This window comes from Streptomyces sp. NBC_00669, assembly GCF_036226785.1.
In the GTDB taxonomy this organism is placed as follows: domain Bacteria; phylum Actinomycetota; class Actinomycetes; order Streptomycetales; family Streptomycetaceae; genus Actinacidiphila.
This window is the reverse complement of sequence record NZ_CP109018.1, coordinates 4,711,974-4,736,802: the sequence shown is the minus strand read 5'-3', so window position 1 is coordinate 4,736,802 and position 24,829 is coordinate 4,711,974. Positions and strand designations below refer to the sequence as shown.

At 73.1% G+C, this 24,829-nt stretch carries 16 protein-coding genes and 1 CRISPR repeat array; of the genes, 4 read left to right on the top strand and 12 right to left on the bottom strand.

Going from position 1 to position 24,829, the window contains the following annotated elements; all coding sequences use genetic code 11:
- Window positions 1-76 precede the first annotated feature (76 nt).
- Together OG896_RS19670 and metG are read left to right on the top strand one after the other, a co-directional pair.
- Window positions 77-4,039, top strand: coding sequence for a hybrid sensor histidine kinase/response regulator (locus OG896_RS19670; RefSeq protein ID WP_329367191.1), 3,963 nt, complete (start codon window positions 77-79; stop codon window positions 4,037-4,039).
- Window positions 4,040-4,384: 345 nt separating this feature from the next.
- A complete protein-coding gene (gene metG, locus OG896_RS19665; protein WP_329367189.1) occupies window positions 4,385-5,959 on the top strand; it encodes a methionine--tRNA ligase in 1,575 nt (524 codons plus the stop codon).
- 147 nt (window positions 5,960-6,106) lie between these two features.
- Here metG and OG896_RS19660 read toward each other — a convergent pair whose 3' ends face one another.
- The 6 genes from OG896_RS19660 to OG896_RS19635 form a co-directional block, all read right to left on the bottom strand.
- On the bottom strand, window positions 6,107-7,756 hold the full coding sequence (locus tag OG896_RS19660; protein WP_329367187.1) for a long-chain fatty acid--CoA ligase: 1,650 nt from the start codon (window positions 7,754-7,756) through the stop codon (window positions 6,107-6,109).
- Window positions 7,757-7,861: 105 nt separating this feature from the next.
- Window positions 7,862-8,383, bottom strand: a complete 522-nt coding sequence (locus tag OG896_RS19655; RefSeq protein ID WP_328466419.1) for a SigE family RNA polymerase sigma factor — start codon at window positions 8,381-8,383, stop codon at window positions 7,862-7,864.
- 227 nt (window positions 8,384-8,610) lie between these two features.
- Window positions 8,611-9,441, bottom strand: coding sequence for a glycoside hydrolase domain-containing protein (locus OG896_RS19650; RefSeq protein ID WP_329367183.1), 831 nt, complete (start codon window positions 9,439-9,441; stop codon window positions 8,611-8,613).
- A gap of 821 nt (window positions 9,442-10,262) precedes the next feature.
- Window positions 10,263-10,568, bottom strand: coding sequence for a hypothetical protein (locus OG896_RS19645; protein ID WP_329367181.1), 306 nt, complete (start codon window positions 10,566-10,568; stop codon window positions 10,263-10,265).
- A 231-nt stretch (window positions 10,569-10,799) separates the two neighbouring features.
- Complete coding sequence (locus tag OG896_RS19640; RefSeq protein WP_329374146.1) at window positions 10,800-11,504, bottom strand: histidine phosphatase family protein; 705 nt, start codon at window positions 11,502-11,504, stop codon at window positions 10,800-10,802.
- 120 nt (window positions 11,505-11,624) lie between these two features.
- The gene (locus OG896_RS19635; RefSeq protein WP_329367180.1) at window positions 11,625-12,215 is read right to left on the bottom strand and encodes an SMI1/KNR4 family protein; all 591 of its coding nucleotides are present in this window, start codon (window positions 12,213-12,215) and stop codon (window positions 11,625-11,627) included.
- 122 nt (window positions 12,216-12,337) lie between these two features.
- Between OG896_RS19635 and OG896_RS19630 the strand changes: the two genes are divergently transcribed.
- Window positions 12,338-13,750 (top strand): SMI1/KNR4 family protein, encoded by a 1,413-nt coding sequence (locus OG896_RS19630; RefSeq protein WP_329367179.1) that lies wholly within the window; start codon window positions 12,338-12,340, stop codon window positions 13,748-13,750.
- Here the strand turns inward: OG896_RS19630 and OG896_RS19625 are convergent.
- The 6 genes from OG896_RS19625 to OG896_RS19600 form a co-directional block, all read right to left on the bottom strand.
- The gene (locus OG896_RS19625; protein WP_329367178.1) at window positions 13,740-14,087 is read right to left on the bottom strand and encodes an SCO0607 family lipoprotein; all 348 of its coding nucleotides are present in this window, start codon (window positions 14,085-14,087) and stop codon (window positions 13,740-13,742) included. The two genes, OG896_RS19630 and OG896_RS19625, sit on opposite strands and share 11 nt — an antisense overlap.
- Before the next feature lie 164 nt (window positions 14,088-14,251).
- Window positions 14,252-16,315 carry a phosphocholine-specific phospholipase C gene (locus OG896_RS19620; RefSeq protein WP_329367177.1) on the bottom strand — a complete coding sequence of 688 codons (2,064 nt, stop codon included), beginning with the start codon at window positions 16,313-16,315 and terminating at the stop codon, window positions 14,252-14,254.
- A 259-nt stretch (window positions 16,316-16,574) separates the two neighbouring features.
- Window positions 16,575-16,895, bottom strand: coding sequence for a hypothetical protein (locus tag OG896_RS19615; RefSeq protein ID WP_329367175.1), 321 nt, complete (start codon window positions 16,893-16,895; stop codon window positions 16,575-16,577).
- 493 nt (window positions 16,896-17,388) lie between these two features.
- On the bottom strand, window positions 17,389-17,658 hold the full coding sequence (locus tag OG896_RS19610; protein WP_329367173.1) for a hypothetical protein: 270 nt from the start codon (window positions 17,656-17,658) through the stop codon (window positions 17,389-17,391).
- Window positions 17,659-18,057: 399 nt separating this feature from the next.
- Window positions 18,058-18,504, bottom strand: coding sequence for a nitroreductase family deazaflavin-dependent oxidoreductase (locus tag OG896_RS19605; protein ID WP_329367170.1), 447 nt, complete (start codon window positions 18,502-18,504; stop codon window positions 18,058-18,060).
- A 49-nt stretch (window positions 18,505-18,553) separates the two neighbouring features.
- Window positions 18,554-19,201 carry a hypothetical protein gene (locus tag OG896_RS19600; RefSeq protein WP_329367168.1) on the bottom strand — a complete coding sequence of 216 codons (648 nt, stop codon included), beginning with the start codon at window positions 19,199-19,201 and terminating at the stop codon, window positions 18,554-18,556.
- A 413-nt stretch (window positions 19,202-19,614) separates the two neighbouring features.
- Window positions 19,615-20,072: direct repeats of the CRISPR family, unit length 29 nt; unit sequence GTGGTCCCCGCGCATGCGGGGCTGTTCCC.
- Between the two features lie 112 nt (window positions 20,073-20,184).
- Between OG896_RS19600 and casA the strand changes: the two genes are divergently transcribed.
- A complete protein-coding gene (gene casA, locus OG896_RS19595; protein WP_329367166.1) occupies window positions 20,185-24,825 on the top strand; it encodes a type I-E CRISPR-associated protein Cse1/CasA in 4,641 nt (1,546 codons plus the stop codon).
- Window positions 24,826-24,829: the final 4 nt, after the last annotated feature.

Here is a 24,829-nt window from a genome sequence, read left to right as displayed (position 1 = left end):
GCGCCCGACACTGCGCGCCACACCGGGTACTGCGCCACGTGTAACAGCACATGCGGTAACAGGGAGGACGCGTCTCGTGAGCAGCAGGCCATCCAGAGGCGCTGCTCGCCTCGCCTCGATACTGGACGCCCTCCCGGACGCGCTGCTGCTGGTCAACGCCAACGGCACGGTGGTCAACGCGAACGCGATAGCGCTGGAGACCTTCGAGGCGCCGGGCACGGCACTGGTCGGGCGCGGACTGCTGGACCTGCTGCCGTCGTTCGACCCGAAGCGCATCCCCGGGTCGATGCGCAGCCCGCAGGAGGCGGCGGCCGACGACACCCGGACGAAGCCGACCCGGATGCAGGCGCGCCGCACCGACGGCTCGGAGTTCCCGGCCCAGGTGACGAGCGCGAACCTGGACGACAGCCGCACCGCGTACGCGGACTTCGGCGACGGCATGCCGCACTACACCGGCGACGAACTGCTGATGCTGGTGGTGCGCGACCTGTCCGGCACCGTGGACACCGAGGCCGAACTCGCCCGCCAGCAGCGGCAGACCGAGATGATCCTGCGGGCCGCGGCCGAGGGCGTGGTCGGCGTGGACACCGAGGGCAAGATCGTGCTGGTCAACCCGTCGGCCGCGCAGATCCTCGGCCACCGGGCGACCGACCTCGGCGGCAAGGAGCTCCACCCGCTGGTGCACCACTCCCGCCCGGACGGCTCGCCGCTGGCATACGAGGAGACCCCGCTCGCCGACACGCTGCGCTCGGGCCGCAAGCACCGGGTACGCGGCCAGGTGCTGTGGCGCAAGGACGGCAGGGCGGTGCCGGTGGACCTGACCACGGCGCCGGTCCGTGACGGCGACCAACTGGTCGGCGCGGTCATGACGTTCACCGACCGGACCCAGTACGACGCGCTGGCCGCCCGCACCGGGCAGCTCCGCGCGCTGCTGGACACCTCGCTGCGCGGACCGCTGGCCGAACTGCGCGCCGAGCTGACCGGGCTCGCCGCCGACCCGGCCGGGCAGCTGTGGCCGGAGGCCAACCAGATCCTGCACCACCTCTCCGCCGGATACGCCCGGATCACCACCCTGATCGACAACGTGCTGGACTTCCAGCGGCTGGACCGCGGCGACGACAAGCTGCACCGCTCGGTGATCGGCCTGGACGAGGTGGTGGCCGCGGCCGTCGAGGGCGCGGTCGAGCTGATCGGGCCCGGCCGGGCCCAGTTCGCCGTGCACGCGGCGCCGATCGAGGCGTCGGTGGACCCTGGGCGGATGGCCCAGGCGCTCGCCCACCTCGTCGCCGACGTGGCGGGGGTGGACTCGGCGGGCAACGCGATCGCGTACGCCGGGGACTCCACCATCGTGGTCGCGGTGGCCCAGCGCGGCGACGTCGTACGCATCGACGTGCGCGGACCGAGCGCCGGCGGCGACCCGGTGCACCTGCCGCTGGCGCGCGGCGTCATCGAACGGCACGGCGGGGTGCTGCAGACCCACGAAGTGCCGGGCCAGGGCAGCGCGTACGTCCTCGAAGTGCCGCTCGGCCTCGACCCGGACACGGTGCGCGCCGCCCGGGCGGCAGCCGCGGAAGGCGGTTCCGGAGCCGCCGGCGGCAGGGGTACGGGTGCGTCCTCGCGCGGGGGCGCGCACTCCGGCGGGAACGGCGACGCGGCGCGCGCGGGCGCGGGTACGACCGCGGGAGCGGCGACGGGTGCCGGGCCCGACGGTCCGGTGCCCGGCGGGCGTGCTGCCCGCCGTTCGCACGCGGCACCCGGCGGCGGGACGGACGCGGAGCGGGGGGAGCGGTCCGAGCCGGGCCCGCAGCCGCCCCACCCCGGCGACGACACCGGTACGGTCCTGGCGCCGTGGTCGATCCCGCCGGCCGCCGACCAGACCGAGGCCCCGACCGGGCGCCGGCGTGCGCTGCGGCGGCCCGTCGGCCGTCCGGAACACCCGCAGGGGCAGGAGCAACCGCAGGCCGGGCAGCAGGACCAGCCGCAGGCCGCGGCCGAGCCGCAGCCGGAGGCCGGCGCGCGGTCACCGCAGGCGCAGTCGCAGTCGCCGTCACCGTCGCCGCAGATTCCGCAGATCGGGCCAGGTGGTCCGGGCGGACCGGGCGGACCGGGCGGACCCGAGGGCGCCGACCCGGCGGAGGGCGTACGGCCGACCGGGCGCAGGGCCCGCAGGGGACGTCCGGCCGTGGAGGAGCAGTCCCCCGAGGGTGGCGGCGAGCTGCGGCAGCTTCCGGCGCCGCGCATCCCGAACGCGCTGCCCCCGGCCGACGGCGGCGCGGGCCGCGACGGCGCCCCGAACCCGGGCAACCAGCTGAACCCGGCGAACCCGCAGGGCGGCCAGGACCCGGCCCCCGGCACCGGCCGCCGCGGTCGCCGCGCCCTCGAAGCCGCGCCGCAGCAGCCGCCCGTACCCGGGATGCCCTACCGGGAGGACCCCCCGGACAACGGTCACCCGCGCCCGCCCGCCCAGAGCTGGCCGCAGCCGGGTCCCGACGCGCCCGGCACCGACCCCGCCGCGCGGGCCGAGCCGCGCCCCGCGCCCGCCCCCGAACCGGCGGCGCCCCCGCAGCAGCCGGCCCCCCGGACCTGGCCCGACCCCGAACGGCCCGCGCCCGCAGCGCCGTCCGCGCCGAACGACCACCCCGGCCACCCCGCGGCCGGCCCCGGACCCACCTCCTGGCCGCAGGCCGGTGGCCAGGGCGCCGCGCACCAGGACCCGCAAGGCGCCCACGACGGCACGCCCGGCAGCCGGGGCGGCCCGCAGCAGGACCCGTCGCAGCAGGCCCACAGCCGGGCCATAAGCGTCCGCACCCTCGGCCAGGGCGTGCCGTTCGGCACCGACCCGCGCGAGCAGACGCCCACCCAGGCCGTACAGGCGCAGCACCCGCAGGGGCTTCCCGCGCAGGTCGCGGCGGGCGGTTCCGGGCGCCGGCGCAGGCTCGCCGCACCCCAGCCGCAGAACCCGCAAGGACCGCAGGAGCTCCAACCGCCGCCCGGCCCGCAGCCGTTGGTGCCGAACCAGCAGCCCGGCCCGGGCGGCGAGCACCAGGCCCGCCAGCACCCGCAGGCCGACCCCGACAGCGGCCAGCTCCCGGTGCGCAAGCCGGACCCGCGCGGCCGCGGCCAGGCCGGCGGCGAGCGCGACACCGCGCTGCTGCGGCCCGTGCCGCCACTGGAGGAGCAGCAACCGCAGCCGCCGGGCCGGTCGTACGCGATCGGGGCGCCCGCGGCGGGCGCGGCCGAGGGACCGGAGTTGCTGGACGGGCCGAACGGCGCGGTGGACGTCACCGACGTGCCCGCCGGCGAGGCCGCCGACGACCGCCACGAGGAACCGCTGGACGAGCCGCGCCGCCTGCTGGTGTGGCCCGAGCCCGACGTCTCGACCCGGCAGGCGCTCACCGACCGGGGCTACCGTCCGGTGATCGTACGATCCCGCGAAGAGGTCGACGCGCAGGTCGCCGAGCCGCCCGCCGCGCTGTTCGTGGACCCGCTGACCGGGCCGATCACCCGGACCGCGCTCCAGGCGCTGCGCCAGGCCGCGGCCGCCGCCGAGGTCCCGGTGCTGGTGACGGCCGGCCTCGGCCAGGCGACCCGCGAGGCCGCGTACGGCGCCGACCCGGCGGTGCTGCTGAAGGCGCTCGCGCCGCGCGACAGCGAGCAGCACCCGCCGCGGGTGCTGCTGGTGGAGGGCCACGACCCGATCGCGATGGCGTTCTCGGCCACGCTGGAGCGGCGCGGGATGCAGGTCACCCACGCCGACTCCGAGGCCGACGCGATGACCAAGGCCGCCCAGATCCACCCGAACCTGGTGGTGATGGACCTCATGCTGATCCGGCGGCGCCGCCAGGGCATCGTGGACTGGCTGCGCGGCAACTCCCGGCTCAACAGCACGCCGCTGGTCGTCTACACCTCCGCGGACATCGACCCGGCCGAGCTGCCGCGGCTGGCGTCCGGCGAGACCGTGCTGTTCCTCGCGGAGCGGTCGACCAGCACGGATGTGCAGTCCAGGATCGTGGACCTGCTGGGGAAGATCGGCACGTAGCGGGGCGAGCCCGGAAGGCGGGGCGAGCGCGGACGGCGGGCCGCCGGACGGAAGGCGCCAGTCCGGCGGGCGGCGGGTGGCGGGCGTCAGGCGTCAGGCGTCAGGCGTCGGGGGCACCGGACCCCGCGTACGGGGCGAGCGCGGGTGCGGAATACCCGGGGGCGGTAATTCGTTCGGACCGCTCCAGGCGCTTTGCTAGGGTCGGCCCATGACCGCACACGCCTTCGCGATGATGCCCCGCAGGGGCCGCTGACGCGAACGTGTGACGCATCCGAGGCCCCGAGTCGGGGCCTCGTTCGCGTGTCGCGGGTCGGAGCCCCGCCGCCCTGATCGCAGGAGGTTCCGATGTCGCGCTTCTACGTCACGACCACGATCCCTTACGTCAACTCCCGTCCGCACCTCGGCTTCGCGCTGGAGCTGGTGCAGGCCGACGTGCTGGCCCGGCGGGCCCGTCAGGCCGGCCGGGACGTCCGCTTCCTGACCGGCACCGACGACAACTCGCTGAAGAACGTGCTCGCCGCCGAGGCCGAGGGCGTCCCCGTGCAGGAGCTGGTGGACCGCAACGCGACCGCCTTCGCCGACCTGCGCGAGCCCCTCGCGCTCTCCTTCGACGACTTCATCCGCACCAGCAGCGACCCCCGGCACCGGGTCGGCGTCGAGCGGCTGTGGGAGCGGGTCGCCGCGACCGGCGACCTGTACCGCAAGCACTACGAAGGGCTGTACTGCGTCGGCTGCGAGCAGTTCTACACACCGGACGAGCTCACCGCGGACGGCCTGTGCCCCGAGCACCTGACCAGGCCGCACCTCGTCGCCGAGGAGAACTGGTTCTTCCGGCTCTCCCGCTACGGCGACCGGCTGCGCGCGCTGATCACCGGCGGCACCCTGCGGATCGAGCCCGCCGCGCGCCGCAACGAGGTGCTGGCCCTGATCGACTCCGGGCTGCACGACTTCTCCGTCTCCCGCTCGCAGCGCCGCGCCCGCGGCTGGGGCATCCCGGTGCCCGGCGACCCCGACCAGGTCGTCTACGTCTGGTGGGACGCCCTCGGCAACTACGTCACGAGCCTCGGATACGGCAGCGGGGCAACGGACTTCGAACGGTGGTGGGGCGCGGAGGCGGCCGGGGGTACGGCCGCAGGGGCGGAAACAGGTACGGGCTCGGGCGACGGGCGGCGGGTGCACCTCGTGGGGAAGGGCGTGCTGCGCTTCCACGCCGTGTACTGGCCCGCGATGCTGCTGTCGGCCGGGCTGCCGCTGCCGACGGACGTCCTGGTGCACGATTACCTGACCGTCGACGGCCGCAAGATCAGCAAGTCGGCGGGGACCGCGGTGGACCCGGCGGAACTGGCGGCGGAGGTCGGCACCGACGCGGTGCGCTGGTGGCTGCTGCTCGACGTGCCCCGGATCGGGGACGCGGACTACACCCGGGAACGTCTGGTGGCCCGCGCGGACGCCGACCTCGCGGGCGGTCTGGGCAACGTGGTGAACCGGATCGTCACCATGGTGCACTCCTACCGTGGCGGCCGGGTGCCGGAGTCGGACGAACAGCCCCCCGGCACGGAGGAGCTGGCCGCCGCGTGCGAGGCGGCGCCCGGGCGGATCGACGCGGCGCTGGAGGCGTTCGACTTCCGTCGGGCCGGTGCGGCGGTGAGGTCGATCGTGGAGGAGGCGAACCGCGCGGTGGAGGCCACCCGTCCCTGGGAGTCGGCGAAGGCCGAGCGCGGCGGTGACCCGGCGGCGGGCGCACGGCTCGACGCGGTCCTGGCCGCGCTGCACCGCGGGTGCGTGGCCCTGGCGGTGGCGGTCGAGCCGTTCCTGCCGGGGGCGGCGGCCCGGATCGCCGCGCAGGTCACCCCGGTTGACGGGGTGCTGCCCCCGGCCCGCCCGCTGTTCCCGCGGATCGGGGCGGAGGCGAAGGGGTGAGCGCGGGTGCGTGGCGACGGCGCGGGACCGTGGCGACGGGCCCGACCGTAACCGCGGCGCGGCACCGTCATTGGTCGGCGCGGCACCGTAACCGCGGCGCGGGTCCGTACCGTTCGGCCGGTGCGGTCCCGCTCGTCGCGGCCGGCGCTAGAGGCGGGTGACGTCCAACTCGCCGTCCGCGTAGGACTTCCGGATCACCTTCTTGTCGAACTTGCCGACGCTCGTCTTCGGCACGGTCGGCACGATCGCCCAGCGCTCGGGCACCTGCCAGTGGGCGATCCGTTCGGCGAGGAAGTCGCGCAGCTCGGTGTAGTCGACGGTGGCGCCCTCGCGCAGCACGACGGTGGCGAGCGGGCGCTCGCCCCAGCGTTCGTCGGGGACGGCGACCACGGCCGCCTCGGCGATGTCGGGGTGCGCCATGAGGTGGTTCTCCAGGTCGACCGAGGAGATCCACTCGCCGCCGGACTTGATGACGTCCTTCGCGCGGTCGGTGAGGGTGAGGAAGCCGTCGTCGGAGATCACCCCGACGTCGCCGGTGCGCAGCCAGCCGTCCGGGCTGAACTTGTCCTCCGGCCGCAGCGGTTCCTCGCCGGCGCCGCCGTAGTACGCGGCGGCGATCCACGGACCGCGCACCTCCAGCTCGCCCGCGGACTGCCCGTCCCACGGCATCTGCGAGCCGTCCGGGCCGATCAGCCGCGCCTCGACGGAGGCGGGGAAGCGGCCCTGCGTGATGCGGTACTCCCACTCCTCCTCCGGGGTGAGGCCGCCCGGCGGGTGGGCGATGGTGCCCAGCGGGGACGTCTCGGTCATGCCCCACGCCTGGACCAGCCGCACCCCCAGCTGCTCGTCGAACGCCTTCATCAGCGCGGGCGGGCAGGCCGAGCCGCCGATGGTGACCTGCTTGAGCGAACCGACGTCGCGCGGTTTGGCGGTCAGCTCGCCGAGCAGGCCCTGCCAGATGGTCGGGACGGCGGCGGCGTGGGTGGGCCGCTCGCTCTCGATCATCTCGGCGAGCGGGCCGGGCTGGAGGAAGCGGTCCGGCATCAGCAGGTTGATCCCCGACATGAAGGCGGCGTGCGGCAGGCCCCAGGCGTTGACGTGGAACATCGGCACGACCGGCAGCGAGGTGTCGCGGTTGGTCAGGCCCATCGACTCGGCGGAGATGACCTGGAGGGAGTGCAGGTAGACCGAGCGGTGGGAGAAGACCACGCCCTTGGGGTCGCCGGTGGTCCCGGAGGTGTAGCACATGGCCGCGGCCTCGCGTTCGTCCAGCTCCGGCCAGTCGTACCTGGCCGGGCGGTCGGCGAGCAGTTCCTCGTAGTCGTGCACGGCCGGGCGGACGCCGTCCAGCGGCGACCGGTCGCCGGGGCCGACGACGACCAGGTGCTCGACGCTCTCCAGGGCCGGCAGCAGCGGGGCGAGCAGCGGCAGCAGGGTGCCGTTGACGAGGATCACCCGGTCGGCGGCGTGGTTGACGATCCAGCTCAGCTGGCCGGCGGGCAGCCGCAGGTTGAGGGTGTGCAGCACCGCACCCATGGAGGGGATCGCGAGGTACGCCTCCATGTGCTCGGCGTTGTTCCACATGAGGGTCGCGACCCGGTCACCGCGGCCGACGCCGAGTTCGTCGCGCAGGGCGCCCGCGAGCTGGACGGCACGGACGCCGGTCTCCCGGAACGTGCGGCGCTGCGGCTGGTCCCCGCCGGTCCAGGTGGTGATCGTGGACCGGCCGTGCACCAGCGTGCCGTGCACGAGGATGCGGGTGACGGTCAGCGGAACGTCCTGCATAGTGCTGAGCACGCGGGCCTCCGGGCGACTACGAGGGGTGTGCCCGCGATTCTGCGTCCATACCGCTAGGTATGTCACTACCCCGCGGGGATTCCGCCGGTCCGTCGCCGGGTGCGGTCAGGCGACGGACAGCTCCAGCTCTGCGTCGTCCCGGAGCTTGCCGAGGGCGCGGGAGACCGCGCTCTTGACGGTGCCGACCGAGACGCCGAGCGCCTCCGCGGTCTGCACCTCGCTCATGTCCTCGTAATAGCGCAGCACCACCATGGCGCGCTGCCGCGGCGGGAGCCGCGCTATCGCCCGCAGCAGCGCGTCGCGCTGGGCCTGCTGCTCGATGAGGTCGGGCCCGATGGTGGCCGGCTCCGGCAGTTCGTCGGTGCTGAACTCGTCCACCCGGCGCTTGCGCCACTGCGACGTGCGGGTGTTGACGAGGGTACGGCGGACGTAGCCGTCGACCGCGCGGTGGTCGTCGATCCGGTCCCAGGCGAGGTAGGTCTTGGTCAGGGCCGTCTGCAGCAGGTCTTCCGCGTCGGAGGGGTTGGGGGTCAAGGAGCGCGCGGTGCGCAGCAGCGTCGGGCCCTTGCTCCGGACGTAGGCCGTGAACTGCGTCGTATTGGCGCTGGTGCACACTGGCGTGGTCATGGTTCAAAGGTAGGAGCCGGGGCACGGTCGGCGGATCGGCCGCAGGTGCCGACACGGAATCACCCTCAGGTCGTAGGCCGGGGGCTGTCCCCACCCCCCGGGGGTGGAGCCGGGGGTGGCCGTCCCGCAGGGGATCGGCTCGCGGGAGTAGGGGTCGGGCCGGGACGCGGGGCTGGTACGTCGGGCGTGTACGCCCGGCCGGCACGCGGGTGGCGGTCCGCTACGGCTCAGCCGACGACGGCGACCGGGGCGTCCACCAGGTCGCGGTCGATGCTCAGCTTCTTCCCGCCGTGCGACTCGGAGACGGCGCCGTGGTACTGGTGGATACGCGCGTGCGGGGTCCACGCGTCGGACCCGAGCGACGGCTCGTCGGTCAGCGTCGGGGTCACTCCCCAGCGGGCGTACCAGAGCACCTGCGGCAGGTCGGACACGCCCGCCAGCCGCGACTTCGCCATGTGCTTGATGCCGGAGTCGGCGCTGCTGTAGAACCCGGAGACGTATCCGGCCGCCGCCACGCCCTTGTCCCATGCCTGGATGTACTTCAACGTGGCCGTCGCGCACGACGTGTCCCCGATGTCGTACGCCTCCATGTCGAGGTAGAGCGCGCTGCCCGGGTCCAGCCCGAGGGCGTCCGCCTGCTGCACCGCGTCGGCGGCCTCGCTCGTGCCCTGGGACGTGGGCTGCTTGGTGTCGATCCGGTAAGGGTTCTTGTTGGAGCCCGTCACGCACGGGCTCTGCGAGCCGACGTAGATCGGCAGCAGGCTCCATCCGGCCTTGGTGGTCTGCCGGACCCAGTCCGGGGTCAGATGGGTCTGCGACTTGCAGGCCCTGGCCCGGCCGCCGAAGTAGATCCCCGCCGCCCGGTAGTCGGAGTGGGCGATCCACGCGTCCATGGTGGCGAGGTCGGGGGCCTGGCAGGTGTCGAACGCCTGCCCGCTGAAGTTGCGCTGGGCGTCGGACGGAACGGCGGCGTCCGCGGGCACCGCCGGGAGCAGCAGCCCGGTCAGCGCGAGGGCACCCGCAAGGAAATAACGGATAAAAGCACTGGTTTCGGTCATTCGTTGAGTCAACGATGATCGCGCCGCCGCACCGCGCAGACACGCCGGGAGGCCACGAAAGCCGCCCGCCCGTCCGCCCCTGCCGCCCCTGTACGGGGGTAGAGCGGGCGGCGATGCGGGGCCGTGCGGTGCGAGGCGGGTCGGCGCCGGCCGGAATGGGACGGTCAGGGTGGGGCGCCCGGCGGCCACGGGGGTCGGATCGGCGCGGACCAGCGGGCCCGGGCCCGGCAGTGACCCGACGGTGGCCCGGAGAACCGGCCCCGGCCGATATTTGTCCACAGGCTGTGGACAAGTTTTCGCCCCTCGCACCCCCACGCGAGCACCGCCCCATCACTCCCTCCGCCCCATCCGCCCCCTCCACTCGACCGCGAGCGCCGCACCGCCCTCGGCCACGCCGCCACGAGCCCTCCCCGCGGCCCCTCCCGGGCCGGCATCCCCCGCAGCGCACCAGCAGGCCACCACGTGGGCGATCCCCCTCTCATCGCCCACCGCCCGACCCGGCACAGCGCCACCTCACCGCCGACCCCGATTCCGCGCCCGCCGTACGTCACCTCACCGCCCCACCCCATCACCTCGCGTCACCTCACATCAGCTCACCCCACTCGCCAACCTCCTCCTCACCCCTCCGCGTCGTGCCCGTCCCGCGCACCGTGACCGCCCACCGCTCCCCACGTCCGCCGCGCCCATGGCCCCACCCCGCCCTCGTCGCCGCCCTCCCCGAGGGTCCGGGACGCGCGACGGCACTCTCGCGCCGCCGCGCGTCCCGTGTGACCAGGCCCCTCCTCAGCGGACCGGTGCGGCAGGCGCACCCGGTCCGCGGCTCACCACAGCGGCGAGAAGTGGATGCCCACCGTGTTCTGGTCGACGGACGTGAAGGCCGAACCCGCCACGTTGGCCGTGTTGTTCACGTTCGAGGCGCCGGCTCCGGTGGCGGCCTGCTGAGTCGTCGTCACGTTCCCGAAGTTGCCGCCGCCCACGTTGCCACCGGAGTTGCTCACCACCGTCGCGTTCGAGTGGCCACCCGCAATTGAACCGTTGTCGGCCGCGGCGGTGCCGGCGAACAGCACTCCCGCAAGGGGCAGTGCCGCGACGGCGGCCAGGACACGAACGGTACGGATGCTTGCCATGGTGTTCCCTCCCAGGGGACAGACTCTCTGAGGTTCGGGGAGCGGCCGGCCGACCGCTCCGCCGGCTTGTTCGGCGTCGCCATCAGCAGACTTGCCCACCCGATCGCCCGTAATGCCCCACCATGATCCGTTTCCCTCGCACGCGTGACGATCTGTCGATAAACCCGTCTTCCGCCCTTTTCCGCAGCACTTGACGCACTCGGTACGGGCTCGCACCACCCCGCGCCGGGATCAGCCGTCGAGGTGCGGCGTCCCGCCGATCACCACCGGCCGCATCCCCACGCCGTCGCGCACCCACCAGCTCAGCGACGCGTTCGGCACCTGCGCCGGCATCGTCGCGGCCCGCGCCCCACCGATCCCCGCGAGCACGCGGCCGACCGCCGGCACCACCGCGTCGTGCGCCACGAGCAGCACCCGCCGCCCGGCCGCCGCGGGCCCCAACTCCGTCAGGAAGTCCCTGACCCGCAACGCCACATCCGCCAACGACTCGCCGCCCGGCGGCCGGTAGAACCACTCGCCCACCCGCTCGCGCCGATCCGCCTCCGCGGGGGCGTACGCGCGTACCGCCGGCGGCGTCATCAGTTCCAGCACGCCCATCTCCCGGTCCCGCAGCCGCTCGTCCACGAGCGCGGGCCCGTACGACGCCCCCGCCGCGTCCGCGACCGACGCCATCACCTCCCACGTCCGCACCGCCCGCGCGTACGGCGAGCAGATCACCGACTGCGGCCGCTCCCGCGCTCCCAGCCCGGCCAGCCAGCGCCCGAGCGCCTCCGCCTGCCGCACCCCGGTCGCCGACAACGGCACCTGCGCGTCGGTGGGCTCCGCCACCCGCAGGTCCGCGTCCCCGGTCTCCACGGCCCGCGCGAACAGCTCGTTCGCCGCGCTCTCCCCGTGCCGCACCACCGTCAGCCGCGCCAACTCGCAGCCGTACGGCATCGATCCGTCCACCACCGGGGCTCCTCCTCCACCGCGGCACCGCGCGTGGCCGCGTGCACCCCCCAAACCTAGGCCCTGTCCGGGGGCGATCCACCGCCCGGCAGCGGCCCGCCCGCCCCCTCAACCCTCGTCGAACCAGGGCCGGTCCGCGGCCCAGTGCCGTACCCACCCCGCGAAACCCGCGTCACCGCCGGTGTGTCCGAACTCCGCGCCGAAGGGCACCGCGCCCTCACCGGTGATCAGCCACACGTGTCCCCGCTGCGGCCCCGAGACCACCAGGTGCCAGTACATGCCGCACCCGTCCGTCCCCAGCACGACGGAACCGTCGTCGAACACCCGCTCAAGGACGGGGTCGATCTCCGCCACGGGCCGCGGATCGTCCTCCCACACCCACGCGTCCGTCAGCGGAAACGGCCGCCCCAACTCCCTTTCCCGCCGACCGTTCTGCCCGTTCCGACCGTTCTGCCCGCTCCGCCCGTCGTCGCCGCCCGCACCGCCGAGGCTCACCAGCCCGAACTCCGGTGGCCCGAGCGACGAACCGTCCGCCACCTCGGCGACGAACGTCCGGTACGGCTCCGGCAGCACCACCCCGCACTCCGCCTCGAACGCCCGCACCCCCTCCCACCCGAGCGCCGACGCTCCCCCGTCGTCGACTTCGAACGCCGCCCGAAGCGCGTCCAATTCCTCCCGCGATGCGTTCTCCACGTCCATGACCCCATGCGTAGCACGCACCTACGACAACGCGGCCCGTCCGCGCCGACCCGTCACGCCCGTTGTCGTACCCCTGTGGTGAGGTGGCATGAGACGACAACGGGCGAGGAACGGTGGGGGCGATGGGCGAGCGTACGCGGTGGCGGCCGTTCCTGGAGCAGTGGAGCGCGGAGTGGGTCGCGGCGCACGACCCGGAGCAGCACCTGCCGCTCGCGGAGGAGGTCGTCCGGGACACCTGGCTCGGCTTCGCGCCGGCGGGCGAGGCCGAGGTGGCGGCCGCCGAGGCCCGGCTGGGACGCCGGCTGCCGCCCTCGCTGCGGGAGTTCCTGCTCGTCACCAACGGGTGGCGCGACGCCGGCGACTTCATCTACCGGCTGGCGGGCACCGAGGAGCTGGCGTGGCTGCGGGACACCGACGACCGCACCTGGATCGAGGTGTACGAGGACCTCGCGGCCGACAGCGCCGAGGACGACGAGGACGACGAGGACGACGAGGACGACGAAGAGGACGAGGACGAGGAGGAAGACGAGGAGGAGCCGTTCGAGGTCGCGGAGGCGAAGGTCCTCGCGCGTTCGCTGCGGCTGTCCCTCGACGGCGACGCCGCCGTCATGCTGCTCGACCCGGACGACGTGGACGAGGACGGCGAGTGGGCGGCGTACTGGCTCGCGTCCTGGTCCGGCATGGGTCCTGAGCGGTACGACTCGTTCCACGACCTCATGCGCCGGCAGTGGGTGTCCTTCCACGCCCTGCGCAAGCCGCCCGGCGCCACGCGCGACCACTGGGACGCGCAGGTCGAACAGGCCCGTCGTCAGGCGCTGGCCGGCGCGGTGGACGAGCCGCTCGCCCTGTTCGCCAAGGCGCACGAGTACGGCAGCGAGCGCGCCGATGTGCTGAGCGCGCAGATGACGGCGCTGCTCGGCGACTGGCGCGGCGTCATCGCGAACCTGCTGTGGCACGTCCCCGGCGGCGACGACCTCCTGCTCGGCCCGCTGTTCGCCACGGAGTTGCTGCCGTTGCTGGTCCGGCACAACCAGCTCGCCCACCCGCACGACCTGCGGCCCCTGCCACGCCTCAAGGAGCAGGCGTCAGAACCGGTGCGCGCGCTCATCCGCGACCACGAAGCCCGAGCCGCCGAGCCGGGCTTCCGACTCACCTTCGGCGGGGCCGAGTTCGACGCCGCGGTGCACGCCGTCGCCGACCGCCTCGCCGCACACCCCGCCTTCCGCACCCCCGACGAGCAGCCGGTGGACGGGGGCCCGATCGTCGCCACCCTCTACGCGACGCGCGGCGGCCCGACCCCCCAACCGGGCCCGCTGTCCAGCCCCGCCCTGGTCCGAGCGGCCCGCGAGGCCCTGTGCGAGGAGGCGTGGCCCGAACTCCGGGCGGCACTGGCCCTGTGGCGCCCGCTGAGCGCGGACCACATCGCCCCGATATCCCTGCTCGCCGACCCCGTCCTGGCCCAGCTGATCACCCCGGACCGCGGCCGTGCGATCCTCGCCACCCCCCGCGGCGCGGACCCCGGCGTCACTTCTTGATCAGCTTGCCGTTCGCGTCGAGTCCGTGGTCCTGCCAGTACAGGTCCCACTTGTCGCCGACGCGCTTCGGCACCTGCCCCTTCGGGTAGCGGACGGTGCCCGCCGGCGGCTCCTTGCCCTTGGTGACGCACTGGCCGCCGCCCTCCGGCCCGACCGCCTGGACCGGATACTCGTTCGACGTGCACTCGCGATCCCGCAGGTCCACGCCGCACGCCGTACTCACCGCCACGACCGCGGCGCCCACCAGCACCGCCCCGACCATCGACGCCCGTATCCCGCGCCGCCCCGCTGCCCTGACCGCGCCGCTCCGACTCCGGCTGTCCTTCGTCGTCATCATCATCCGCTCCCTATGGTCGATGGGAACAGCCTGCCCGGCCGGAGATCATCCCTCATCGGCTCAGCTACTCAACCCCCGATGAGTACCCGCACCCGCCGGCCCGCCCGCCCCCTACCCAGGGTGGACGGGCCCGGCCGGCGGACGGGTGGGCAGAAGGTGAGCGGTCAGGCCGTCACGGTGGCCGGGTCGCTGGTGCTCGCGGCGCCGGTCTCCACGTGTCCGGCGAAGCGCCGCACGTACGCGGCGTCGGCGCCGGAGGTGACCGTGACGTCGTACCAGTGGTTGCCGGCGGCCACGCCCCAGCCCGGGACACTGTGCGAGCCGCCCGCCGCGACGGTGTACGTGTAGTGGTCGTCGGGCGCGTACGCGTCGGTCGCGGTGAACGTGACCGGGTCGGTGCCGGGGTTGCTGAAGACCAGGGTGACCTGGCCGGCGGAGGCGTCGTTCCGGGCGGTCACCTCGGGGCCGACCGAGCCCGCCGTGCCGGCCATCCGGCGCAGGAAGCCGTTCGGCCCGTGGACCGAGAAGTCGTACGGCGAGGAGGCGCCGGGCATCGCCCAGGTGTCGGTGAGGGTCTTGCCCGCCTCGACCGTGTACGGCCAGGGGCCGTCCGAGCGCACCGCGGAGGTGACGAGGAAGGCCGCACCCGCCGCGCCGAAGTTGCCGAAGGTGAACTGCATCCGCCCGTCGACCGGTTCGGTGTCCGCGGCCAGGTCGTACGGCAGCGCGCGGGCGTTGCGCAGGCCGGCCTCCTGCGCCGGCACCGTACCGGTGGACGGCGGGGTCGGGACGTAGTCACCGGGGTTGTCGTGGTTCGGCGGGGCGTAGCCGCCGGTGCCGGGGAGCGTGGGCGCGGCGGAGTCGCTGCGGGTGAAGTCGAAGGCGGCGGTGAGGTCGCCGCAGACCGCGCGGCGCCAGGGCGAGACGTTGGGGTTGTGCACGCCGAACCGCTTCTCGATGAACTGCACGATCGAGGTGTGGTCGAAGGTCTGGGAGCAGACCCAACCGCCGGTGCTCCAGGGCGAGAGGACCAGCATCGGTACCCGCGGCCCGAGTCCGTACGGCCCGGCGGCGTACCCGGACACGCCGCCGGTGTACAGGTCCTGGGTGACGTCGGCGGTGGACAGGCCGCGGGCGGCGGAGGCGGGCGGGAAGGGCGGGACCACGTGGTCGAAGAAGCCGTCGTTCTCGTCGTAGGTGAGGAAGACGGCGGTACGGCTCCACACGTCGGGGTCGGCGGTGAGCGCGTCGAGTACCTGGGAGACGTACCAGGCGCCGTAGTTCGCGGGCCAGTTGGGGTGTTCGCAGAACGCCTCGGGGGCGGCGATCCAGGAGACCTGCGGCAGCCGCCCGGCCAGCACGTCCGCCTTGAGCTGGTCGAAGTAGCCGTCCCCGCCGTTGGCATCGGTGCCGGTGCGGGCCTTGTCGTAGAGCGGGTCGCCGGCCACGGCGTTGCGGTACTGGTCGAAGTAGAGCAGCGAGTTGTCGCCGTAGTTGCCGATGAAGGCGTCGCTGGTCCAGCCCCAACCGCCGCCGCTGTCCAGGCCGGTGCCGGTGTCCTGGTAGACCTTCCACGACACGCCCGCGTTCTCCAGGATCTCCGGGAAGGTGGTCCAGCCGTAGCCGGCCTCCTCGTTGCCCAGCACCGGGCCGCCGCCGCTGCCGTCGTTGCCCGCGTAACCGGTGTACATGTAGTAGCGGTTGGGGTCCGTGGAGCTGAGCATCGAGCAGTGGTACGCGTCGCAGACGGTGAACGCGTCGGCGAGGGCGTAGTGGAAGGGGATGTCCTCGCGGGTGAGGTACGCCATCGTGGTGGTGCCCTTGGCGGGAATCCAGTCGTCGTAGTTGCCGCCGTTCCACGCCTGGTGGGTGCCGTACCAGCTGTGGTCGAGGTCCTGGATGAACTGCAGGCCCAGGTTGTCGGCGTCCGGCCGGAAGGGCAGCGTCTCGTGCCCGGAGGAGTCCGCCTGGTGGAAGACGGTGCTGCCGCTCGGCAGGGTGGCCGGGCGCGGGTCGCCGAAGCCGCGGACACCCCGCAGGGTGCCGAAGTAGTGGTCGAACGAACGGTTCTCCTGCATGAGGACGACGACGTGCTCGACGTCCTGCAACGTCCCGGTTCCGGCGGCGGCCTGGATCGCGGCGGCCTTGGCGATGCCGCCGCTGAGCACGGACGCGGCAGCGGTGCCGCCGGCGAGTTGGAGGAACCTTCGACGGTTGATGTTGGGCACGAATGCTCTCCTGACGGTCCGGTGGGGGCGGCTCAGGCGGAGATGCCTGCGCGATCGTGCGCGCTGAGGAGGTTTTCGCGACATACCCGATCAGGGATGCCGCGCACATGATGGTGACGGCCCGCGCAGGGTGTCAATGCCGCGTGAACAAGCCACCGTCGCCCAGGCCATCCCCTCCGGGTACCCCGGGTCGCCAGCCCGGCCTGCTCCCGAGCCGCCTGGCCGCCTGCTCCCGCGCCGCCCAGCCGTCGCCCAGGACTCAACCGGCCTGGCCGGAGGGGGACGCGCCGGCGGCGGAAGTGCCGGCAGCGGGAGCAGCGGCGGCGGCACGTACGAGCCCGGTCCGCGCGCGGGCCGCCGCCTTCGCCCCGCCCGCCACGGCCGCCTGCTCCGTCGGGAACTCTCCGTAGATGACGACGACGCTGCCCATGCGGACGTAGACCGTGTACGTCCGCGTACCGTCGTCCGGCCTGGCCGACGGAGTGTCGCTCCCGCCGTCCCACGTCGTGGTCTCCTCGACGAACGCCTCGTCCCCCAACTCCACATCGGTCAGGCGGAATCGCAGCGTCTGGGGAGCCATCGGCCTGAACCCCAGCGCGGATACCGTGGTTTGCGGGCAGGTCGCCGCCAGGGACCGTTTCAGCGCCATGTAGTGCGCCGCCTGATCGCGCCGCATGGAGACGAGTTGCTCAACAGGGCTGGACGCGGGCGCCGTTGCTCCCCCGGCTGTTCCCCCGGGGGCTCCTCCGGGGGCTCCTCCAGGTGTTCCTCCAGCGGTGCGCGGCGGCGCGAACTGGACGGCACGGGGGGCCTGCATGCGGTACAGCTCGGTCACCGTGTCCTTGGCCCCGGCCGGGCAGTCCGCCCCCAACTCGCCCTTCTGCGGGCCCGTTCCGGAACCGAGTTGCCCGGTCGTGCCGGAGTGGCCGCCCTCACGCGTCAGCCGGCCCGCCCCCGCGGGCCTTCCGGCCGACCGGCACCCGTTCGAAGCCCGTCGACCTATAGGTCGGCTCCGCCGGATCAGTGCCTCGGAGTCAGCGCCTCCGGGTCAGCGCCCCCGGGCCATCTCCGGGTCAACGCCTCCGCACCACCCGTACGACGTGGACCAGCGTCATGCAGAACAAGACGAAGCAGGCCGTCGACAGCACGGCGATCACGTTCTGGGTGTCACCCGTGTCCGTTTCCGCCGCGCCCCAGGCGAGCAGGCCGGTCAGGACGAAGAACGTGGCCGCCCAGCCGACCGGCCATCGCAGCCGCGGAGTGCGCGCCGACCCGCCACCCGCCGGCCCCCTGCCGGCCCCGACCCGTACCGCTCCGTGAGCGTGAGTGCTCGGTGAGTTCATGACGAACCTCCAGGCATCGCCGGCGGCGCTCGGGCCGACCGCACAAGGCGCGGGATCGGCGCGGTGGGCGTCGCACGCCAGGTACGCGGACACGAGGGGCTTCGAGGGCTCCGGGAGTACGCGGCCACGCCGTCCGAGACCATGCCCGCGCGGCGGGACTCGGCACCCCTCACCGATGGGCGACCCGCACCCTCATCGGCCCGCAGCCGTCCCTGTTCGTATCCCTACCCCGCCATTCTCCCGCGCGGGCTGAGCATGCGCACGTCCGACTGGCGCGGTGCCCCCGCGGAGGGACGACGGGCAGACGCGAGCGATCCCGTGCTCTCACGGTTCGACTTCTCACGGTTCGACGCGGGGCTCCCGCCCTGAGGCGGGCGGGAGCGCGGGATCGGAGCGGCGTCAGTCGGCGCGGGCCGCCGGCTCCAGGACGAAAACGGGGATCACCCGGTCCGTCTTCGTCTGGTACTCGGCGTACGCCGGCCAGACCTCGACCGCGCGGGGCCACCACAGCTCCCGCTCCTCGCCGGTGGCCTCGCGGGCCGTCATGTCCTGGCGCACGGCGCCGTCCTGCAACTCGACCAGCGGGTGCGCGACCAGGTTGTGGTACCAGGCGGGATGGCTCGGCGCGCCCCCCTGGGAGGCCACCACGGCGTACGTCCCCTGGTGCTCCACCCGCATGAGCGCGTTCTTGCGGACCTTGCCGCTCTTGGCCCCGAGGCTGGTGAGGACGATCACCGGCACCCCCTCCAGGGTCGTGCCCTCCGTGCCCCCGGAACTCTCGTACAGGGCGACCTGATCCCGCACGAACGCGTCCGGGCTCGGCTGGTACTCACCGCTGAGAGGCATGCTGTCCTCTTTCCACTCGTGCAGGCGGCCCACCACGGCCGAGCTCACGTCAGCCGCCGACCGGCCCTCGGACTGATCTGCCACGCCCATGATCCTCCAGCCCGCGGCCGGGCTCCTCCTGGACCCGGTAGCCCAGCGCGCCGGCCCGCGGGGTGAGGGCCTCGAAGTTCGCCGTGGCAGAAAGCGCGGTGACCGTCCGGCGGGTCAGTGGGTCGCCCGCGAGCACCGCGCGCACGGCGTCCAGGTCGACCGGCCCTCCGTAGTAGTCCTGCGCATAGCCCACGTACGCCTCTGGGCTGCCCTCGGTGAGCAGGCCGAACAGCCAGCCCGCCCCGTCCGACTCGTGGTCCGCGAACTCGACCGGCCCGCACTCCCAGGCAGGCGCACCCGCCTCACGCCACACGCAGACCGTCGCGTCGAAGAAGCCGTCGAACTGGAACTCCGGAGTCGTCGCGTAGTGCGCGAGCGAGGCCGGCAAGCCGTCGAGGAGACCGGGCCAGTGCGCGCGAGGCTCTTCCCGCCACGGCGTCACGTCGCACTCGTGGTCGAACCCGTAGAGGAACACTCCCGCCGGGTCGAACACGATCGCGTACTGGTCACCCGCGCCGTTGTCCATGGAGGCCAGATCCACACCCGCCCGCCAGCCGGTCGCGAACGAGTGGGTGGGAGCGTCCGCGTCGAGGATGGCGTCAAGCATCGCGAACGCCCGGCAGCGGGCAGCCAGAACGACCGGGGCCCGAGGCGCAATGGCCCCGACCTGCGCAAACACTCCCGACCACCGTCCATACCCCCTCGCGCGGGCCACAGGTCGACCACGCCGAGCCCCCAGACAACGCGAACCTCGTCCGCGCCTCCAGCTCCCCCGTGCACGCCGACGCCCTAATCAGCGGGCGCACCCTGAACACCCAACCGCACTCACACAAAAGCCACTTCATGAACCCACGCGCAGATGCACCCGACAGGACGCGTGATTAACTCAGCAAGGGCGCCGCCCACCAGCACCCAGCCCACCAAGACGGCCTCACTCCAGCAGAATTGCCCGAAATGACCAAATCTGCAGAAGTAAGTAAAAACACGTCTCCCGCTCCATAAAACCGCAGGCCACGGAGTGTGGTCCCCGCGCATGCGGGGCTGTTCCCGCGGAAGGCGACGACGAGGCCGAACGCATCCGGGTGGTCCCCGCGCATGCGGGGCTGTTCCCTCGTACAGCTCCTCGCCATCCGGCTGAGCGGCGTGGTCCCCGCGCATGCGGGGCTGTTCCCTCCAGCTCCTCGCCGAGCCTGGACCAGGCCGTGTGGTCCCCGCGCATGCGGGGCTGTTCCCATCGTTGCGTCGATCGTGCTGGCCTGTGCCCGGTGGTCCCCGCGCATGCGGGGCTGTTCCCGGGCGGGACGCGGTTCGACGCGATGATCCCGGGTGGTCCCCGCGCATGCGGGGCTGTTCCCCACCAGGTCAAGATCACGGTCCCGACGTCGAGGTGGTCCCCGCGCATGCGGGGCTGTTCCCCTCGGCGGCCTCGGCGTTCGCGCGGTTCACGTCGTGGTCCCCGCGCATGCGGGGCTGTTCCCCCATAGCTACTGCCCGTCACGGCCATACCCCGGGTAGATCCCATCTCCCGCAAACGCTCATAAGAGATCAACATCGGGCAGATTACGACTTGCCGCCCTTGGTGGCGGCGCCATGCTGTGCACTACTGCCGTGAACAGCACTGGCCCGACCTTCGATGAGGCGTTCGATGGCCTCTCGGTCGCGGCTCGGACGGCGTGGGGGAAGCACGATCGCCCCACCGATGGATGGCTGCCGTTGTGGCGGCATATGGCCGACAGCGGGGCCATGGCGGGGCGGTTGTGGGACGCGTGGTTGCCGCGGAACGTCAAGGTGCTGGTCAGCGAGGCGTTGCCCGGGGGGATCGAGGACGGGCGGCGGCTCGCCGTGTGGCTCGCCGCAAGCCACGACGTCGGGAAGGCGACACCCGCGTTCGCATGTCAGGTGGAGTCCCTCGCGAACGCGATGCGGGATGCCGGACTGGCGATGCCGGACCAGAAACAGTTCGGAGAGGACCGGAAGTTGGGGCCGCACGGGCTCGCCGGTCAACTGATCACGCAGGAGTGGCTCGCCGAGGAGCATGGCTGGACCGACCGGATCAGCGGACAGTTCGCGATCGTGGTCGGGGGCCACCATGGGGTGCACCCGGGGCATCAGCGAATTCACGACCTGGCGCTGCACCCGGAATTACTCAGAACGAGAGGTGCGAGCGAAGCCGCGTGGAAGGCCGTGCAGTTCGAACTGCTGCACGCGTGCGCGCAGGCCGCGGACGTGAAGAAGCGGCTCAGCGCGTGGAAGACTGTGAAACTGCCGCAAATAGCACAGGTGACGCTGACCGCGCTGGTCATCCTGGCCGACTGGATCGCCAGTTCGGCGGAGCTGTTTCCCTATCAGACGGTCGATGAGGGCGGTGACCGGCGCACCACGGAACAGAGGCTGGCAGCAGCCTGGCGCGGACTGGACCTGCCGGCTCCGTGGGAGCCGGCAGAACCAAAAGGCCCCGCTGCGGAGTTGTTCGCCCGGCGTTTCGACCTGCCGGACGGCGCGTCGATCCGCCCCGTACAGGAAGAAGCCGTACGGGTCGCCCGGGAGATGAACCCGGCGGGCCTGCTGATCATCGAGGCGCCGATGGGCGAGGGCAAGACGGAGGCGGCCCTGGCCGCGGCCGAGATCCTTGCCGCGCGTACGGGGGCGGGTGGCTGCATGGTGGCGTTGCCGACCCGGGCGACCGGGGACGCGATGTTCGCCCGACTGCTCGACTGGCTGGGCCACTTGCCGGCCGAGGGCCCGCGCTCGGTCTTCCTCGCCCACGCCAAAGCCGCCCTCAACGACACGTGGGCGGGTCTGGCACGCGACGGCAGCCGTACGATCGCGGCCGTCGACCTCGACGGCTCCGACGAGGTGTCGCGGCCGAGTGCGAAGACCCGGCGACGGCCGTCCGGCCTCCAGGCCCACCAGTGGCTGCGCGGGAGGAAGAAGGGACTGCTCGCGTCGTTCGCCGTGGGCACGATCGACCAGGTGCTGTTCGCCGGACTCAAGAGCCGTCACCTCGCCCTGCGGCACCTGGCACTCGCGGGCAAGGTCGTCATCATTGACGAAGTCCACGCGTACGACGCCTACATGAGCACGTACCTGGAGCGGGTCCTGGAGTGGCTGGCCGCCTACCGCGTCCCGGTCGTCCTGCTGTCGGCAACGCTCCCGGCGGGAAGACGACGCGCGCTCGTCGAGGCGTACGTGGGTGAGGCTGTGCCGACGGCGGAGGCGCCCGCGGACGCGTATCCGCTGCTGACAGCCGTATCGCGGGACGGGAGCGCCATGATCGCGCAGCCGTCCGCGGCATCCGGGCGCGGTACTGACGTCCGGCTGGAGCCGTGGGAAGACGACGTTGCCGCGCTCGGCGATCGCCTGGCAGCCGAACTCGCCGATGGTGGCTGCGCCTTGGTCGTACGGAACACCGTCGACCGGGTGCAGGAGGCGGCCGAGCGGCTGAGGGAGCGGTTCGGCGAGGACCACGTCACTGTCGCCCACTCCCGCTTCCTGGCCGCCGACCGGGCGCGTAAGGACTCCGAGTTGCTGGAGCGGTTCGGCCCGAAAGGCAATCGGCCGACCGGAGCGCACATCGTCGTCGCGAGCCAGGTCGTGGAGCAGTCACTCGACATCGACTTCGACCTTCTCGTCACCGACCTCGCCCCGGTGGACTTGATGTTGCAGCGCATGGGCCGCCTGCATCGCCACGTACGCGACCGGCCTCCCCGGCTCCGAACGGCCCGATGCCTGGTGACGGGCACGGAGTGGACGAGCGACCCGCCGAGCGACCCGCCGACCCCCGCGAAGGGAACCGTCGGCGTCTACGAGGGGAAGCACCTGCTGCTGCGGACGCTCGCGGCCCTCCAACCACACCTGGACGCGGAGCCGTTGCGGCTGCCCGACGACATCAGCCCTCTGGTGCAGGCGGTTTACGGTAACGCCCCGCTCGGCCCCAGCAGTTGGGCAGCGGAGATGGACGAAGCCCGCCGCGCGTACCGCCAACTCCTGGCCACCAAGCGCGAGCGCGCCGAGGTCTTCCGTCTCGGCCCGGTCCGCAAGCCGGGGAGGCCGGTCATCGGCTGGGTGGATGCGGGCGTCGGAGACGCGGACGACAGCGGTACCGGCAGGGCCCAGGTGCGCGACAGCGAGGAGAGCGTCGAGGTCCTGGTGATCCGACGCCACAGCGACGGCACCCTGACGACCGTGCCGTGGCTGGACAGGAACCGCGGCGGCCTGGAGCTGCCCGAGCACGCCGTACCGCCGCCGCGGGCCGCAGCAGCGGCGGCCGCCAGCGCCCTCACCCTTCCCTGGCACTTCTCCAAGCCGTGGGTGATCGACCGGACCATCGCGGAACTGGAGAAGTTCCAGGTCGAGGCGTGGCAGGCGAAGGAATGCCCCTGGCTGGCCGGGGAGTTGTTCCTCGTCCTCGACGAGGACTGTCGGACCCGGCTGGCAGGCTACGACCTCATCTACAGCCCGTCCGACGGGCTCCTCGTGACGCCTGCCGGCGCACGTCACTCAAGAGTGGTGGACCGCGTGCCCAACTTCGATCTCGTCGCCCGGCCCTGGCTGCCGGTGCAGCGCCTCGACGGCTCGACGGCCGAGCTGTCCCTGCGGGACGCCTTCGCCCACGCGGGAAAGCTCCGCCGTCTGGTCGGCGACGTGCCCACGCAGGAGTTCGCGCTGCTGCGGCTGCTGGTGGCCGTCCTGCACGACGCGCTCGAAGGGCCCGAGGACATCGAGGAGTGGGGTGCGTTGTGGGAGGCCGGCGAGGATGCCTTCGCCGACGTGCCCGACTATCTCGAACGGCACCGCGACCGTTTCGACCTGCTGCACCCGCACCACCCGTTCCTCCAAGTGGCCGACCTGCACACGGAGAAGGATGAGGTGGGCCCGCTCAACCGGATCGTCGCCGATGTGCCGAACGGCGACCCGTTCTTCAGCATGCGGCAACCGGGCCCGGATCGACTGGAGTTCGCGGAGGCTGCCCGCTGGCTGGTGCATGCCCACGCCTTCGACGTGTCCGGCATCAAATCCGGCGCGGTCGGCGACCCTAGGGTCAAGGGTGGCAAGGGCTATCCCCAAGGCGTCGGTTGGACCGGCAACCTCGGTGGGATCTTCGCCGAGGGCACCACGCTGCGCGAGACACTGCTGCTCAACCTCATCGCGGCGGACAACGACTTCCTCCAGGTCAAGAAGAACGACCGTCCCGCGTGGCGCCGCCCGATCGTCGGCCCGGAACCGTTCGAGCCCGACCCTGACGATCCCCGGCCGTCCGGCCCGCGCGACCTCTACACCTGGCAGAGCCGCCGCGTCCGCCTGCACCACTCGGGTGGCGCCGTCACGGGTGTGGTCCTGGCGTACGGCGACACACTGCTCCCGTTCAACAAGCACCTGCGCGAGCCGATGACCGGCTGGCGCGACAGCCCGCAGCAGGCGAAGAAGCAAGGCGTTCCGCAGGCGTACATGCCGCGCACGCACGACCCGAGCCGGGCGGCGTGGCGAGGTCTGGCCGCGCTGCTGCCCGCGCAGGGGCAGGCACGTGAGAGCGCCGAACAGCGGCAGGAGGCCGCGGCCATCCTGCCGTCCGGCGTGGTCGAGTGGCTGGCCAGGCTCACGAACGGCGGCTACCTCCCGAAGCTCGGCCTGCTCCGCACCCGGATCGTCGGCGCGTCGTACGGCACGCAGCAGTCGGTGATCGACGAGATCGTGGACGACGAGGTCGTGCTGCCCGTGGTCGCCCTGCACGCCGCGCAACCCGAGTACGGGCGCACGGCAGTCGACGCGGTGGCCGACGCCGACCAGGCGGTGCGGGCCCTCGGCTACCTGGCGGGCAACCTCGCCCGCGCGGTCGGCGCGGAGCCGGGCCCGCCCACGGACACCGCCCACGACCTCGGCTACGCGGCTCTGGACGGCCCGTACCGCCAGTGGCTGCGCAAGCTCGGCGCACACTCCGACCCGGCGGTGTACCGAGGCGAGTGGCAGGCCACCGTGTCCCAGATCATCCGCGACCTCGGCCGCGGTCTGCTCGACGCCGCCGGCCCGGCTGCCTCCGAAGGCCGCTACGTGGATCAGCGCGACGGCAGCGGCAAGCGATGGGTCAACGACGCGCAGGCGGATGTGTGGTTCCGCAGACGGCTGAACAAGGTGCTGACCCTTGTGCCCCGCGCGAGCGCCGCCACCGACGGACCGCTTGACGAGGAAGGCCGGCCGTCCGACGCGGCCCCGGACCAGGAACCGACGGAGTGACCGG

Excerpts from the sequence above, each read along its gene's own strand:
- metG (WP_329367189.1), top strand. The coding sequence starts at position 4,385 with ATGTCGCGCTTCTACGTCACGACCACGATCCCTTACGTCAACTCCCGT.
- OG896_RS19655 (WP_328466419.1), bottom strand. The coding sequence starts at position 8,383 with ATGACCACGCCAGTGTGCACCAGCGCCAATACGACGCAGTTCACGGCC.
- OG896_RS19650 (WP_329367183.1), bottom strand. The coding sequence starts at position 9,441 with ATGACCGAAACCAGTGCTTTTATCCGTTATTTCCTTGCGGGTGCCCTC.
- OG896_RS19645 (WP_329367181.1), bottom strand. The coding sequence starts at position 10,568 with ATGGCAAGCATCCGTACCGTTCGTGTCCTGGCCGCCGTCGCGGCACTG.
- OG896_RS19640 (WP_329374146.1), bottom strand. The coding sequence starts at position 11,504 with ATGCCGTACGGCTGCGAGTTGGCGCGGCTGACGGTGGTGCGGCACGGG.
- OG896_RS19635 (WP_329367180.1), bottom strand. The coding sequence starts at position 12,215 with ATGGACGTGGAGAACGCATCGCGGGAGGAATTGGACGCGCTTCGGGCG.
- OG896_RS19630 (WP_329367179.1), top strand. The coding sequence starts at position 12,338 with ATGGGCGAGCGTACGCGGTGGCGGCCGTTCCTGGAGCAGTGGAGCGCG.
- OG896_RS19625 (WP_329367178.1), bottom strand. The coding sequence starts at position 14,087 with ATGATGACGACGAAGGACAGCCGGAGTCGGAGCGGCGCGGTCAGGGCA.
- OG896_RS19615 (WP_329367175.1), bottom strand. The coding sequence starts at position 16,895 with ATGGCTCCCCAGACGCTGCGATTCCGCCTGACCGATGTGGAGTTGGGG.
- OG896_RS19610 (WP_329367173.1), bottom strand. The coding sequence starts at position 17,658 with ATGAACTCACCGAGCACTCACGCTCACGGAGCGGTACGGGTCGGGGCC.
- OG896_RS19605 (WP_329367170.1), bottom strand. The coding sequence starts at position 18,504 with ATGCCTCTCAGCGGTGAGTACCAGCCGAGCCCGGACGCGTTCGTGCGG.
- OG896_RS19600 (WP_329367168.1), bottom strand. The coding sequence starts at position 19,201 with ATGCTTGACGCCATCCTCGACGCGGACGCTCCCACCCACTCGTTCGCG.
- casA (WP_329367166.1), top strand. The coding sequence starts at position 20,185 with ATGCTGTGCACTACTGCCGTGAACAGCACTGGCCCGACCTTCGATGAG.